At 53.3% G+C, this 14,226-nt stretch carries 10 protein-coding genes; 9 read left to right on the top strand and 1 reads right to left on the bottom strand.

All coding sequences use genetic code 11. The features are described 5' to 3' along the window. The first annotated feature begins 107 nt into the window (after window positions 1–107). The 3 genes from DQG23_RS08190 to DQG23_RS08180 all read left to right on the top strand — a co-directional run bounded on the left by DQG23_RS08190 (window position 108) and on the right by DQG23_RS08180 (window position 3,202). Entirely contained in the window at window positions 108–1,481 is a 1,374-nt protein-coding gene (locus tag DQG23_RS08190; protein WP_113030320.1) for a LysM peptidoglycan-binding domain-containing protein, read from the top strand. Window positions 1,482–1,665: 184 nt separating this feature from the next. Further along, on the top strand, window positions 1,666–2,295 hold the full coding sequence (locus DQG23_RS08185; protein WP_113030319.1) for a TetR/AcrR family transcriptional regulator: 630 nt from the start codon (window positions 1,666–1,668) through the stop codon (window positions 2,293–2,295). Window positions 2,296–2,335: 40 nt separating this feature from the next. Then, window positions 2,336–3,202 carry an alpha/beta fold hydrolase gene (locus tag DQG23_RS08180; protein ID WP_113030318.1) on the top strand — a complete coding sequence of 289 codons (867 nt, stop codon included), beginning with the start codon at window positions 2,336–2,338 and terminating at the stop codon, window positions 3,200–3,202. 145 nt (window positions 3,203–3,347) lie between these two features. Here DQG23_RS08180 and DQG23_RS42540 read toward each other — a convergent pair whose 3' ends face one another. Continuing rightward, window positions 3,348–3,512 carry a hypothetical protein gene (locus tag DQG23_RS42540; RefSeq protein ID WP_192894562.1) on the bottom strand — a complete coding sequence of 55 codons (165 nt, stop codon included), beginning with the start codon at window positions 3,510–3,512 and terminating at the stop codon, window positions 3,348–3,350. Between the two features lie 244 nt (window positions 3,513–3,756). On the opposite strand from DQG23_RS42540, the gene DQG23_RS08175 reads away from it, so the two are divergent. From DQG23_RS08175 to DQG23_RS08150, 6 genes are all read left to right on the top strand, one after another. Further along, window positions 3,757–5,373 (top strand): type 2 periplasmic-binding domain-containing protein, encoded by a 1,617-nt coding sequence (locus DQG23_RS08175; protein ID WP_113030317.1) that lies wholly within the window; start codon window positions 3,757–3,759, stop codon window positions 5,371–5,373. A gap of 132 nt (window positions 5,374–5,505) precedes the next feature. After that, on the top strand, window positions 5,506–6,426 hold the full coding sequence (locus DQG23_RS08170; protein WP_113030316.1) for an ABC transporter permease: 921 nt from the start codon (window positions 5,506–5,508) through the stop codon (window positions 6,424–6,426). 16 nt (window positions 6,427–6,442) lie between these two features. Then, window positions 6,443–7,333, top strand: a complete 891-nt coding sequence (locus DQG23_RS08165) for a carbohydrate ABC transporter permease (protein ID WP_113030315.1) — start codon at window positions 6,443–6,445, stop codon at window positions 7,331–7,333. Window positions 7,334–7,534: 201 nt separating this feature from the next. Then, the gene (locus tag DQG23_RS08160) at window positions 7,535–9,346 is read left to right on the top strand and encodes a sensor histidine kinase (protein ID WP_113030314.1); all 1,812 of its coding nucleotides are present in this window, start codon (window positions 7,535–7,537) and stop codon (window positions 9,344–9,346) included. Then, a complete protein-coding gene (locus DQG23_RS08155; protein ID WP_113030313.1) occupies window positions 9,321–10,937 on the top strand; it encodes a response regulator in 1,617 nt (538 codons plus the stop codon). The genes DQG23_RS08160 and DQG23_RS08155 overlap by 26 nt, the downstream gene beginning before the upstream one ends. A gap of 589 nt (window positions 10,938–11,526) precedes the next feature. Then, the gene (locus DQG23_RS08150) at window positions 11,527–14,223 is read left to right on the top strand and encodes a valine--tRNA ligase (protein ID WP_113030312.1); all 2,697 of its coding nucleotides are present in this window, start codon (window positions 11,527–11,529) and stop codon (window positions 14,221–14,223) included. The last annotated feature ends 3 nt before the right edge of the window (window positions 14,224–14,226 follow it).

The following is a 14,226-nucleotide window of genomic DNA, read 5'->3' as shown; positions in this document are numbered from 1 at the left end:
CGGTTTCGCGTTATCGTTAAGCCTGAACGGCGGTAATGCACGGTTGACGATCCGTTCCGTCGGTAGGACGACTCTAGCTGGGGTAACACTTGAAGGGAGGGGTTTGCGTGACGGAGCGGCAAGGCGGCTTACGTTTTGACATTTATGAGCGCGTACATCTTTCGGACGAACTAGCGGGGATTAAAGAGCTGGATGAAATCGAGCTGCTGCCACAAATCCAGGTGCGCACGGAAGGCGATCAAGCGGTTTTGAAAGGGAATTTATGGCTGACAGGCAAATATGTAGGCGAAGAGGACGACAGTCTTCTTTCGCTTGAGCATTTTATTCCCGTTGAAATTACGCTGCCGATGAATCGCGTGCACCGGATGGAAGATGTAGCGGTGGAAATTGAAAACTTCGACTTTGATTTATTGTCGTCCCGGACGATGAACGTCACCGGCGTATTGTCGCTTGCCGGTATTGAGTTGACGACAACCGAGTCGAACGGCTGGCGCGAGGAAGAGGAAGTTGTTTTCGTCCATGAAGCGGCACAAAACAACGATTTTTCACCCGGCGAAATGTCGGATCCGCGTTCGGCACAGGAAACGCGAGGGACGGAGGCGCCTGAGTGGGAGTGGGAGCCGCATTCTACGCAGGATTCGCGCGGAATGGAAACGCCGGTGTGGGAGCCGCCCACGGTGCAGGAACCGCGCGGAATGGAAACGCCGTCGTGGGAGCCGCGCTCTGTGCAGGAGCCGCGCGGAATGGAAACGCCGTCGTGGGAGCCGTACACGGTGCAGGAGCCGCGCGGGTTCGAAACGCCGTCGTGGGAGCAGCGCCCTGTGCAGGAGCCGGCGCGTGGGATCGAAACGCCGGCATGGGAGCAGTACTCGGTGCAGGAGCCGCGCAGTATAGAAACGCCGGCGCGGGAGCAGCAAACCGGCCTTGAAGCACACGGCATTGAGGCGCTGGAGCCGGAGCGGGAAGAGGAGCCTGCCGAGCTGCAGCAGTCCGAACAGGAAGAGTTCGTGCAAGAAGCGAGCAGTCCTACCGCGGCAGCCGTAAGCAATCTCGACGAGTCTACATATACGGCAGAACAGTCTCGTCCCCCTGAGCCATCCGTTTCCCAGCAGGAAGCGGAAGAAGAGAAGAAGGAGATGAAAATCGCCTTCACGGGCAAGCCTGCCGGCGAGTTCGAGCACCTGCACCATCTGAAATCGATCGCGGTGAAATCGGAGACGCGCAATGTTTCACAAGGAAACGCCGCCGCAGATGCCGCCGCATCAACCGATCATACCCGCGAATCCATCGAATGGAAAAAGCTTCTCGGCGCATCAAGTAACGAAACGCAATTCCGCAGGCTGCGGATGTGCATCGTGCAAAAAGAAGAGACGGTCGAATCGATCGCAGACAGGTATCAAATCAATCCTCGCGAAATCGTTTTATATAACCGATTAGGCAGCCAGCCGCTGGCCGAGGGGCAAGTAATCTATATCCCCTAAAGGATTATAGTGCTATAAAAAACGCGTGCCGTATGCGGTGCGCGTTTTTATGTGCGCTTCCTGAGGTGTGCATGTTTTTATGAGACGGCGGCAAACGACAATTAAAACCTTTCCATTGACGAAGCGTCTGACATTTCTTACAATATGAATGAACGTTCATTCATAATCGAGAGGGGGCGGAAGCATGTCCGTCCAAAGCAAGGCGCTGGAAATGAAATTTTTTGAAAACTTCGAGCATGCGGTACCGGACGAGAAGGTCAGGCGCATTTTGCTAAACGCCAGCGAGGTGTTCGCGAAGAAAGGACTGGCCGGAACGAAGATCAAGGACATTGCCGCCAAGGCAGGCTTCAGCCAAGGGTTCGTGTACAATTATTTTCAATCCAAGGATGATATTTTTACCCGTTTAGTCGATTTGGCCGCAGAGGGTGCCGGGATATCCGTCAAATATGCCTCCGAGCAGGAGGGGACTCCGTATGAAAAAATATTTTGGCTTACGGAAGCGCTGTTGTCCGCCGACAGTATCGCTATGCAGCACTGGCGTTTGCTGATGACGCAAGCATCCAGCTCCGAAGCCGTTCCGGAAGCGGCGATTAAAATCGTGAAGGAAAAAGCGAAATTGCCATTCGAGCATTTTATCCCGATGGTCATGGATGGCCAGAAGGCGGGCGAAATCGCGGACGATCCCCCTTTGGTGCTGGCCGTCACTTATTTTTCCATTGTCCAGGGACTGGCGCTGACGAGAATTCAGAACGGGAACGGCATTCCGTTTCCGACAACGGAGATGGTGCTCCGTTTTATGCGAAAGGAAAGATAGATTCGAATCATCAACGCGCAATTTGGAGAGGCGGCCTGCAATGAAACGATTCAAAAAGCCGGAAGGCGAACGACTCATCTATGAATCTTACGACCGTTTATTGAAAGAGTGGGGAATCGCGATCGAGGAGCGGGGGATTGAAACCGCTTATGGTTTGACGCATGTGATCGTCGCTGGGAATCCCGAAAACCCTCCGCTGCTGCTTTTCCACGGCGTCGGCGACAATTCCGCCGTCATGTGGATTTACAATATGCGGAAGCTTGCGGAGCATTTCCATGTCGTCGCCGTCGATACGATGGGAGGACCGGGAAAAAGCGAGCCGAACGAAGCGTATTTCAAAGCTTTCGACCTATCGGTATGGATCGGCGATATTTTGCGCGCGTTCGGATTCGATAAAACCTATATCGCAGGCGTTTCGAACGGTGGTTACATGGCCAGCCGGTTCACGGCATTAAACCAAGAGAAGGTACACAGGATCGTTTGTATGGCTAGCGGGATTACGCTGAACGTATTTAAAATGATGACCGTCTTCCTTCCCGAAGCGTTGTTCCCGTCGGAAAAAAGCACGGCAAGCCTGCTGCGAAAGCTTACGGCGCCGGGCTCGGATGCCTTTTCGAAAAATAAGGAGCTCATGCAGCAATGGCGTTATTTGCTGAAATATTTCAACAATCGTTCCATGATGCCGCACAAGCCCGCCGCTTTCCGGGACGAAGAGCTTAAGGTCCTGCAGGATAAAGCTCTATTCCTGATCGGGGAATATGACAGATTGACCCATTACCCGAAATCGCTAGGGCAATTGCGGGACAAAGGCATGCGCTACAGCATTGTAAAACATGCCGGCCACGGCATCAATCACGAGTTGCCGGAGCTCGTTAACGAAGAAATCGTCCGCTTTCTATTAAATTGAAACGTTCAAGCTTTCGGGGCCGATGCGGCGCCGCTCTGCGCTGGGGAAGCTGCGCGGGATACATAGTAAGCCATACCAAAAAAGGCCGCTTCGAAAAGATCGACGGCTCTTTTTCAATTTGTCGGAACGTATTGTTTCGCCGCAATCAGAACCAATCGAACAGCATCCCGATATATAACAAAAATAATAAAAACAAAATAAGCACGTCGAACGGATTCGGCAGCAAAAGCGTGCGAATAAACTGGAAGACGATAATCGGAAGCAAGCATGCCTTCAAAGTAAAACGGACTTTCCACCACCATTTTTGCATGTTTGTGTCCCCTTCGCGGTTTCGGTTATATCCATTTTATGATAAGGACAGGCCCGGATATGCCGATAAACGGGAGGCTTTTCCACAAAGATGCATATGCGGGGCGAAGCCGGGGAATCCTGCTACATGCTTGATGTCATCAAATTCCTATGTGAATGTCATCATCGTTTTCTATTTTTCATGTTGCGCTTGTAATATGATTACAAGTGTAATCGGTTACAACATATAGAGGAGGGTTCAAGAGATGCGAGCATGGAAAACAGGGATAACAGGCACGCTTCTGGTCAGCTTGGCCGTGACGGGCTGCAGCAGCTCGACAAAAGAAAATGGAGCGGCATCTTCCAGTCCGTCCCCATCGGGGGGCGCAACATCGTCGGAGCCGGCGAAGGGCGAGAAGCTTACGCTGAAATGGTTTGTAAACGCGCCGAACAATTACGCTTTGCCTTCCAAAGATAAAGATTTTATCAAAAAAGCGATCGATGAGAAATTTAATGTCGATCTTCAGATCACACATATGCAAGTCGGCGACGAGTATACGAACAAGCTGAATCTGCTTATCGCAGGCGGCGACTTGCCGGATATGTTTATGGCCGACGGAGCGGCCTCCAACAAGTACATTTTGGACGGCGTGCCGGCGGATTTGACCAAGTATGTGACGCCGCAAACGATGCCGAACTATTTTAAATGGGTCAAAGAAGATGAGCTAAAGCGGTACCAGGTTCAGGATGTGTTCAAACGCGCGCCGATTCCGTTCGCGAAGCAGCAGTATGCCTCCTATTACGTCCGTAAAGATTGGCTCGATACGCTAGGACTTAAGGTGCCGGAAACGTACGACGATATGATCAATGTCATGAAGGCGTTTACGGAGAAGGATCCCGACGGCAACGGCAAGAACGATACGTTCGGCTTCACGACGTCCGGAGGCGGCACCACGGTCAGCCTCGAATGGCCGGAATACGGCAAAAACGGCTTGGTCGCAGGGTTCATACTCGAAAACGGACAATTTATCGATGCGCAAAGCGACATCCGGGTCGGTACTGTCATCGACGACATCCGCAAAGTAATCAACATGAAAATCGTCGATCCGGACTGGTTCCTGCAAAAATCGCCTGAGCATGTAAACAAAGCGGCTTCCGGCAAAGCGGGCATCGTATACGGGGGCACTAGAGATTTCGCCTTTGATAACGGTCCGAACAGCGTGCAGAAAAAAACGAAGGATATTTTGAAGGACGATAAAGCAAAAGCGGATAAAGTGGACTGGCAGCCGTTCCATCCTTTCGCGAGCGTCGGAGTTGGCTATGAAGCGCTGCCGGCTTATCCTTTCTTGTTCGGCGCGAAAACGTCCGAAGCCAAAATCAAACGGAGCGTCGAAATTCTCGACTGGCTTGCCAGCGAAGAAGGCTTCCTGCTGACGCACTACGGACAAAACGGCGTCCACTACACGAAGGAAGGCAATAAAATCAAAATTAACGCCGAAGCGTACAAAAAGGATATTCTCGATCAAGGCAACTTTGCCGGGATCTACGCATTCTATACGCCGGATGAGCCGCAGGTGCTCGGACTCGAAAAAATCGATCCGAACGAAACCGACCGCGACCGGGCGATTTTGAAAAAGGTTACCTCTTATAAATACGTGCAATCGCTCGGAACGAACGTAGCGCCGCCGACGGGACTTGATCTTGGGGCATTCCGTACGCAAATGCGCAAAGTCATATCGAAGATGCTGCTGGAGGATAAAGATTCGTCCCAATGGCCTGCTTACCGCGAAGAGCTGATGGGCAAATACAAAGGCAAGGACATTTTCGACGCTTACGCAACGCAAGTTTCGAAGGTACAAGGCAAAACGTACACGTTTAAATAAAGGCTCGTCGAAATAGATGAACATGCGGCGGTGAAGCATTTCGGTTCACCGCCCTTGTTGTCTAACGCAAGGACTCTGAAGTCCTGCGGCGAACGAACGTTTGACTTTTGCAGGAGGAGAAAGGAGCAGAACATGAATGCGATCCGTTTAAACCCCAAATGGCGATCGGTCTTCCGGTTTCGCTGGTTTTACTTGATGATGCTGCCCGGGATCGCGTATTACGTGTTGTTTCATTACGTTCCGATGGGCGGCCTAGCTATCGCCTTTAAAAGCTATAATTTGATGAAAGGCATTTGGGGAAGCCCTTGGGTGGGCTTCGATAATTTCAAAGTATTGTTCGATACGCCCGATTTTCCGATTATCATGCGCAACACGATCATCATCAGCTTATATCGTATCCTGTTCAACATGCTGCCGGATATTATGCTCGCGCTGGCGCTTAATGAAATTCGCGTAAGATGGTTCAAAAAAATCGTCCAAACCGTTACTTACGGGCCTTATTTCTTATCCTGGATTATCGTATTCGGATTGACCTTCGCCTTCTTGGCGCCAAACTCCGGCTTGGTCAGCACATGGTTCCGGGATAACGGTCTCGGCTCGATCGATTTGCTGACGAACAAAGATTTTTTCAGACCGCTGATCATTTTGACCGACTTGTGGAAAAATACGGGCTTCGGCGCCATCATTTATTTGGCTGCGCTGGCCTCGATCAACCCTGAATTATACGAAGCAGCCGTCGTCGACGGCGCCGGGCGATGGCGGCAAATGTGGCACGTCACGCTGCCGGGCATTCGCGATGTCGTCGTGCTTCTGCTCATATTAAGGCTCGGAAGCATACTCGATGCCGGCTTCGAGCAAATTTACATCTTCGAGAACGCCCGCGTATACGAAGTGGGAGATATTATCGACACCTGGGTATTCCGCCGAGGGATCGAGCAGCTTGATTTCAGCGTAGCCGCAGCAACGGGCTTCTTCAAGTCGATTATCGGCTTCACGCTAGTCATCACTGCCAATAAAATCGCCAAGAAATTCGGCGGCTCGGGAATCTGGTAAAGAAAGGAGTATAACCATGGCATTTGTCCTGCATAAAACGAAGTCGGATAGAGTCGTCGACGCAGCGCTGTACGTAAGTCTCGCCGCGTTTGCCTTATCGACCCTGTTCCCGCTTTACTACGTCGTGGTCATGTCGATCACTCCGTTCTCCGAGGTGCTTAAAAACGGAGGATTTGTCGTCATCCCAAGCAAAGTGACCCTCGAGGCGTATACGCAAATATTTTCAAGTCCGCGCATTCCCGAGGCGCTTAAAGTATCGGCGACCGTGACGATCGTCGGAACCGCGCTTAATTTGCTCGTTACGACTTTGCTTGCTTATCCGTTGTCGAAAAAAGCGATGCCCGGCCGCAACGCCATTCTGCTCGCCATCGTATTTACGATGCTTTTCAGCGGCGGGATCATTCCGACTTATCTGGTCGTAAGCGGACTCGGCTTGACGAATACGCTCGGGGCGCTCATCGTGCCGGGACTTGTTTCCACCTTCAACATGCTGATTATGAAGACGTATTTTGAAAATTTGCCGTCCGAAATCGAGGATGCGGCTCATGTCGACGGGTGCAGCGATATGCAGACGCTCGCGAGAATCATTTTGCCGTTATCGATGCCGATTATGGCCACGCTGGGTTTGTTCTACGGCGTCACTCACTGGAATGCGTATTTCGGCGGTATCATGTATTTGACCGATAAATCGCTTTACCCGATCCAGGTCGTGCTCCGCAATATGATTCAGACGCCGAACGTGAGCCAGGAGCTGCAGATCGTCAATGCGGCGGAGCTCAACACGCTGCCCCCGGAGACGGTCAAAATGGCGACTGTCGTCGTAGCGGTTTTGCCGGTGCTGGCGGTATATCCGTTTCTGCAAAAATATTTTATCAAAGGCATGCTGATCGGCGCCGTGAAAGGATAAGCTTCCCCCGGCTGCGCTTGGAATCCGCTATTATTCGGAATGTATTCCGTAGCAAAGGCTCCGGCAAGGCGGTAAACGCACGCGTCATAGGCGCGTTAAGCGGTTATCCTCGGCAGGAATTCGGCTTTCCGGGCAGAATACGCTGTATAGGAGCTAAGCGCAGCATGGGGGGCGGTTATCATTTGGGGATGGCTGAGTTACGTGAAAAGGTTGTTTCTGCAATCGACGCAGGTTCGATTGACCAGTTATTTTCTGCTTATTCTCGTGCCGCTTGTCGCGATCAGCTTGTACGGCATGTACAAATCGCAGACGATTCTCGAGAAGCAGGTCAATGAGCAGATGAACAGCGCGATGCAAACCGCGATGGCCTACATCGACCAGACCGTTAACGGAATCAGCGAGCTGTCAATCTTGTTCTCAACTGACCCGAGCTTGAATCAAAATTTGCTGTACGAAGGAAACGAGCTGACGAACGCGGCTATGCTCGACTTCCAGAAGGTGCTTGCGCAAATATCGAACGTAAACGGCATTAACGCGTTCATTTCGCATGTCGATATTTATCACGGGGCGTCCGGCATGATGGTGTCGTCCAAAATAGGCGGCCGGACGAATTTGGATTATCGCGAGCAAACTTGGTACCGGCAGGCGGTTGAGAATAAGAGCGGCCTGCTGTTTTATTTATCGCGGGAAGAAGCGGGCATGACGCCCGACGATTCGCTGTTTAGCGAAGACGACGCTTATATGGTAAGGATCATGAATATGTTCGGCAGCGACAAAAGCAACGTGCTAATCATGGCCATCAAAAAAAACGAGCTGCTTTCGCTTGTCAAAAACCTGCTGCAGACCGAAGGGGACCGCGTGCATCTTTTCGATAAAGCGGGACGGCTTGTCGTCTCTTCGGCCGATCGCAGCTCGCTTGAGGATAAAAAAACGAACGCGGAGCAGCGCTTCAGCAACGTGTCGGTCGACGGCGTGCCGTATATTGCGGCTACGGTCAAAGGAGCGAATTCGGGCTGGATGCTCGAGCTGGAGCGGCCTAGAGCAGCCATTTATACGCAAACGGACAAGTTACGGCTATTTATCTATTGGATTATCGTGGTCAGCATTTTGCTTACGCTTGTCATTTCATGGGTCGTATACCGGGGGATTGCGTCGCCGCTGTCGGCGCTCGCACACGGGATGAAACAGATCCGGCTGGGCAATTTGAACGCCAAGCTGGCGGAAGGACGCAAGGACGAGTTCGGCTTCTTGACCCGTTCGTTCAACGAGATGGCAAAGGAACAAAAGCATTTGATCAAAAACATTTACGAGCAGCAGCTCATGCGCGCGCAATCGGAGCTGCGGTTTTTGCAGTCGCAAATCAATCCGCATTTTCTCTATAACACGCTTGATGCGATTTACTGGACCGCCAAAAATTACGCCGCTCACGAAATAAGCGATATGGTATATAATTTATCCAAGTTTTTCAGGTTAAGCCTCAGCAAAGGAAGAGAGATGCTGACGATCGCCGAAACGGTCGAGCACTTACAATATTATTTGCGAGTGCAGCAGCTTCGCTACATGGATATATTCGAAGTCAAATTCGAAGTCGCTTCGGAATGCCGCGAGCTGCCGATCTTGAAGCTGCTGCTGCAGCCGCTTGTGGAAAATGCGATACTGCACGGGCTTGAGAAAAAGCAGGGCGACGGCCTGCTGACGATAATTTGCGCCCTGCAAGACGATATGGTGGTCATTGAGGTGCGGGATAACGGCAAGGGGATGCCGCCGGAGCGTCTGGAGAAGCTGCGCGAGCAATTGCAGTCGCTGGATGCGGACACGCTGCTGGCCGTTTCGGAAGCGAAAACCGCGGCCAAATCATCCTACGGGCTGTGGAACGTGAAAGCGAGACTGAAGCTGCATTACGGCAGCCGAACGGATATGAAGATCGACAGCCGGGAGAACGAAGGAACGTCGGTTACAATCAGGATTCCGATAGGAGGACGCGACGATGAACCTGTTGATAGCGGAAGATGAAATCAGATTGCGCACGAACATCGCTACGCACATCCCCTGGGAGGAGCACGGCATCGAGGTGATTGCCGTCGCCGAGAACGGGCGCGAGGCGATCCGGTTGTTCGATCAGACGCGGCCGGACATCGCCCTGCTCGACATCCAGATGCCGGAGGCGGACGGCTTGACGGTGGCGCGGTATATCGCCGGCAAACAGCCGTATACGAAGATGATCATCCTGAGCGGTCATGACGAATTCCGTTACGCGCAGGAAGCGATCGAGCTGGGCGTCGTCAAATATTTGTTGAAGCCCGCAGGAGAAGAGGAGCTGCTCGAGGTTGTCCTGGAAGCGCGCGACAGGCTGCGCGAGGAAAGGGCGCTGCATTATAACCAAGCGGAGCTGCAGAGCCGCTGGGAGGAAAATTTGCCGCGGCTGCGCGAGCTTTTTTATCAGAGCCTCGTGTTAAGCAAATACGATAGCTTGGAAATCAAGCGCAAAAGCCGGGAGCTTGGAATCGCGCTGAACGCGGCGAACGGGATTGCGGCCGTCGTCCTCGATCCCGATCCGCTGCCGGATACGGGTTCGTCGTTTACGGCCAAGGACATGGCGCTTCTGCAGTTTGCGCTGAAGAAGCTGGCCGAAGAGTTTCAAGCTCAGGAGGCGGACTGCGTCGTTTTCCCCGATTTGGAAGGTCGGACGGTGCTTCTGTACGAGAACCGCCAAAACGCTGCGGCCGATGTCTTTCTGGCGGAGGTGCAGCAGCATGCTTCCAGGCTGCTCGGATGCGTGAAAGAAATATTGAAGGTTACCGCAAGCGCGGGCATCGGCATGCCGGCCTCGGAAGCCGAGAACGTTTCCCGCTCCTATGAGCAGGCTTGCCGCGCGCTTCGCGAACGGGTGCTGTACGGACATGATATCGTCATCCCGTTCCGTGAAGCTCCTCATCCGCTTTCCAGCATTCCGCAGGATGCCGTCATCGAGAAACGGCTTATGCATGCGCTGGAAGCGGGCAACGCCGAGCTCGCCAAAAAAGCGATCGACGAGCTGATCGTTCGGGGAATCGGCAAAGCGGGCTCGGTGAACGAAGTATTCGAACACGTGCTTTATTTCTCCAGCTTGCTAGTGCGAACGATCCAAGGCCAAGGCTGGAATGTAAGCGAAGCGCTCGGCGAATATGCGGACAGCCTGCGCCAGCCGGAGAAGCTGACTACCAGGGAGCACATCGTCCGCTGGCTGCACGGCGCCGTCGGCCGGATTGCCGACTATGTCAATCAACGGAACGCGACGCACTGTCACGAAGCCGTAAAGGGCATGCTGGCGTTCGTCGAGGAAAATATGGATAAGGAAATATCGCTGCAAACCGTCGCGGAGAAGCTGTTCGTCAATTCCTCCTATTTATCCCGCTTGTTCAAGCAGCAAATCGGGCAGGCATTCTCGGACTACGTGCTGGAGTGCAAAATGAAGCTGGCGATGAAAGGTTTGTCGGACGGCATGAAGGTCGTGGATGCGGCCAAGCTGACGGGTTATCGCGACGTTAGCTACTTCATTAAGGTATTCCGCAAGTATTGGGGTTACACGCCGGGTGAAATCAAGCATGACAGAGAAACGACATAACGCGCTTCCGAAGGTATAGAAGAACGGGATAGATGGTTATGCTTGGAATATGAAAACGAATTTCGCGGAAGCGGCTCTATTTACGGTAATTGCAGCGTCTTAAACGCGGTCCGGGATTCTCCTTGGAACGCACATTTTGCGCCAGAGCGTTGACTCTATGTCCGAATACGGGTATCATAATGAGAAGAAAACTGAATAATATGCCAGAAAAACGTCGAACGGGAAGAGTAAGCATTCGCCCCTGTCAGAGAGCGGAGCCGATAGCGCTGAGAGGTTTCGCAGGAAGGTCATGCCGAAGGTCGCCCTGGAGTTGCGGAAGGAGCGTACGTCAGCACAGCTGAACGTTTCCTTTGCCGCCGGTAGCAGCCGTTATGTGCTTGAGTGTCGCTTCCGTTTGCGGAATGCGAAATGAAGGTGGTACCACGGAAGATCAACCTTTCGTCCTTTGCGGCGAAAGGTTTTTTGATTTTTTCTGGAATACTTTGGGGATTGTTTAAGGAGTATTTTGGGGCTCCCCGAAAAGTACTCGGAATCAACTGCAAAACAATGCGTCACTTTTTGGGGAATAATTTGAGGGGGTTTGCCGACTATGACCGAAGCGCAAGAAACGAAAACGCTGTCGATGCCGACGACATACGATCCGAAGGCAGCGGAGCAAAAATGGTACGATTATTGGCTGAAGGGCGGTTATTTCGCCGCGGGTTCCCGCAAGGACGCGGAAACATACACGATCGTCATCCCGCCTCCGAACGTAACGGGGATGCTGCATATCGGGCATGCGCTCGACTTTACGCTGCAGGATATCATGGTCCGTACGAAGCGGATGCAGGGCTACGACGCGCTTTGGCTGCCGGGCTCCGACCATGCCGGCATCGCGACGCAAACGAAGGTCGAGCAAAAGCTGCGGGAGGACGGATTAAGCCGTCACGATCTCGGACGCGAGAAGTTTCTCGAGAAGGTTTGGGAGTGGAAGGAGCATTACGCAAACACGATCCGCGAGCAGTGGGGGAAGATGGGCTTTTCGCTCGACTATTCCCGGGAGCGTTTTACGCTCGATGAAGGTCTCTCCAAAGCGGTTCGCGAGGTGTTCGTGAAGCTGTACGAGAAAGGGCTCATTTATCGGGGCAACTATATCATCAACTGGGATCCCGCGGCTCGTACGGCGCTGTCCGACATTGAGGTCGAATACAAAGAGGTGCAGGGCAATCTGTACCATCTGAAATATCCGCTTGCGGACGGCAGCGGCCATATAACGGTGGCCACTACGCGTCCCGAAACGATGCTCGGCGATACGGCCGTGGCGGTTCATCCGGAGGATGAGCGTTATAAAAGCATGATCGGCAAAATGATTTTGCTGCCGATTATCGGACGGGAAATTCCGATTATCGCAGACGAGTACGTCGAGAAGGAATTCGGAAGCGGCGCGGTCAAAATTACGCCGGCGCACGATCCGAACGACTTCGAGGTCGGCAAGCGTCACGATCTGCCGCAGGTGCTCGTCATGGACGAAGGCGGCACGATGAACGCAAATGCGGGCAAATACCAGGGATTGGACCGGTTCGATTGCCGCAAGCAAATCGTGGCTGATATGAAAGAGCTGGGCGTGCTGGAGAAAATCGAAGAGCACGTTCACCAGGTCGGCCACAGCGAGCGCAGCGGCGCGGTGGTGGAGCCGTATTTGTCCACGCAGTGGTTCGTCAAGATGAAGCCGCTGGCGGATCGCGCGATCGAAGCGCAAAAATCCGGAAAAGGCGTCAACTTTGTTCCGGACCGCTTCGAGAAAATTTATTTGCAATGGATCGAGAACGTCCGCGACTGGTGCATCTCCCGCCAGCTGTGGTGGGGACATCGAATTCCGGCTTGGTATTGCGAGGACTGTGGCGAAACGCATGTGGCGCATGAAGCCGTCGAGGCTTGCTCCAAATGCGGAGGCGATAAGCTTAGGCAGGACTCCGACGTGCTCGATACTTGGTTCAGCTCCGCGCTGTGGCCGTTCTCGACGCTCGGATGGCCGGAACAGACGGACGATTTGAAACGGTTTTATCCGACGAACCTGCTCGTAACGGGTTATGATATCATTTACTTCTGGGTTGCCCGGATGATCTTTACGGGGCTTGAGTTTACGGATCAAGTGCCGTTCAAGGACGTGCTGATGCACGGTCTCGTGCGCGACTCCGAAGGCCGCAAAATGTCCAAATCGCTGGGCAACGGCGTCGATCCGCTCGATGTCATCGAACAGTACGGCGCAGACGCAATGCGGTATATGCTTTCAACTAGCAGCACTCCGGGGCAGGATCTGCGTTACCGGTTCGAGCGCGTCGAGCAAGCCCGAAATTTTGCGAACAAAATATGGAACGCTTCGCGTTTCGCCTTGATGAACCTGGAAGGCGTTACGGCTGACGATGTGAAAGCAGTACTTGACCGCGCGGCGCAAACCGAGGGCGCAGGAGGATTGTCAACGGCCGACCGCTGGATTCTTCACCGGCTGAACGAAACGGTGAAAGACGTCACCCGGCTGATCGACAGCTACGAATTCGGGGAAACCGGCCGCTTGCTGTATAATTTCATCTGGGACGATCTTTGCGACTGGTACATCGAGTTTAGCAAGCTGTCGTTTTACGGCGCCGATGCGGACGCCAAGCGGAACGCGCAGGCGGTTATCGCCTATGTGCTCGACCGCACGATGCGTTTGCTGCACCCGTTCATGCCGTTCATTACGGAGGAAATTTGGCAGCATTTGCCGCATGAGGGCGAAACGATCGTACTGGCTTCATGGCCGGTATACGAAGAACGGTTCGAGGCGACGCAATCGGTACGCGAGATGGAGCTGCTGATGGACGCGATTCGCGCGGTTCGCAACATCCGTGCCGAAGTCAACGTGCCGATGAGCAAGAAGGTCGAGCTGCTGATCAAGCCGGCGAACGCGGATACGCAGGCGATTTTGCAAAGCAACGAGGAGTACGTCAAGCGGTTCTGCGGAACGTCGCTGCTCGAAATCGACAGCGCGCTGCAGCCGCCGGATAAGGCGATGAGCGCGGTCGTTACCGGCGCCGAGCTTTATTTCCCGCTCGCCGGACTGATCGACATCGGGCAGGAGGTCGCGCGTCTGGAGAAAGAGCTGCAATCGCTGCACGGCGAAGTGGAGCGGATCGAGAAGATGCTCGCCAACGAAAACTTCGTGGCGAAGGCGCCTGCGAAGAAGCTCGAGGACGAGAAAGCGAAGCTTGCCGATTACTCGGATAAACGCGATAAAGTGATTGCCCGTATTGCAGAGCTTAAAAACTAGTAC

The organism is Paenibacillus contaminans, assembly GCF_003285015.1.
Classification (GTDB): Bacteria; Bacillota; Bacilli; order Paenibacillales; family NBRC-103111; genus Paenibacillus_V; species Paenibacillus_V contaminans.
Note: the sequence above shows the minus strand (reverse complement) of the source record. Positions and strands in the feature narration are given on the sequence as shown.

Coding starts and splice junctions, on each gene's coding strand:
- DQG23_RS08185 (WP_113030319.1), top strand. CDS start 1,666: ATGTCCGTCCAAAGCAAGGCGCTGGAAATGAAATTTTTTGAAAACTTC.
- DQG23_RS08180 (WP_113030318.1), top strand. CDS start 2,336: ATGAAACGATTCAAAAAGCCGGAAGGCGAACGACTCATCTATGAATCT.
- DQG23_RS42540 (WP_192894562.1), bottom strand. CDS start 3,512: ATGCAAAAATGGTGGTGGAAAGTCCGTTTTACTTTGAAGGCATGCTTG.
- DQG23_RS08175 (WP_113030317.1), top strand. CDS start 3,757: ATGCGAGCATGGAAAACAGGGATAACAGGCACGCTTCTGGTCAGCTTG.
- DQG23_RS08170 (WP_113030316.1), top strand. CDS start 5,506: ATGAATGCGATCCGTTTAAACCCCAAATGGCGATCGGTCTTCCGGTTT.
- DQG23_RS08165 (WP_113030315.1), top strand. CDS start 6,443: ATGGCATTTGTCCTGCATAAAACGAAGTCGGATAGAGTCGTCGACGCA.
- DQG23_RS08155 (WP_113030313.1), top strand. CDS start 9,321: ATGAACCTGTTGATAGCGGAAGATGAAATCAGATTGCGCACGAACATC.
- DQG23_RS08150 (WP_113030312.1), top strand. CDS start 11,527: ATGACCGAAGCGCAAGAAACGAAAACGCTGTCGATGCCGACGACATAC.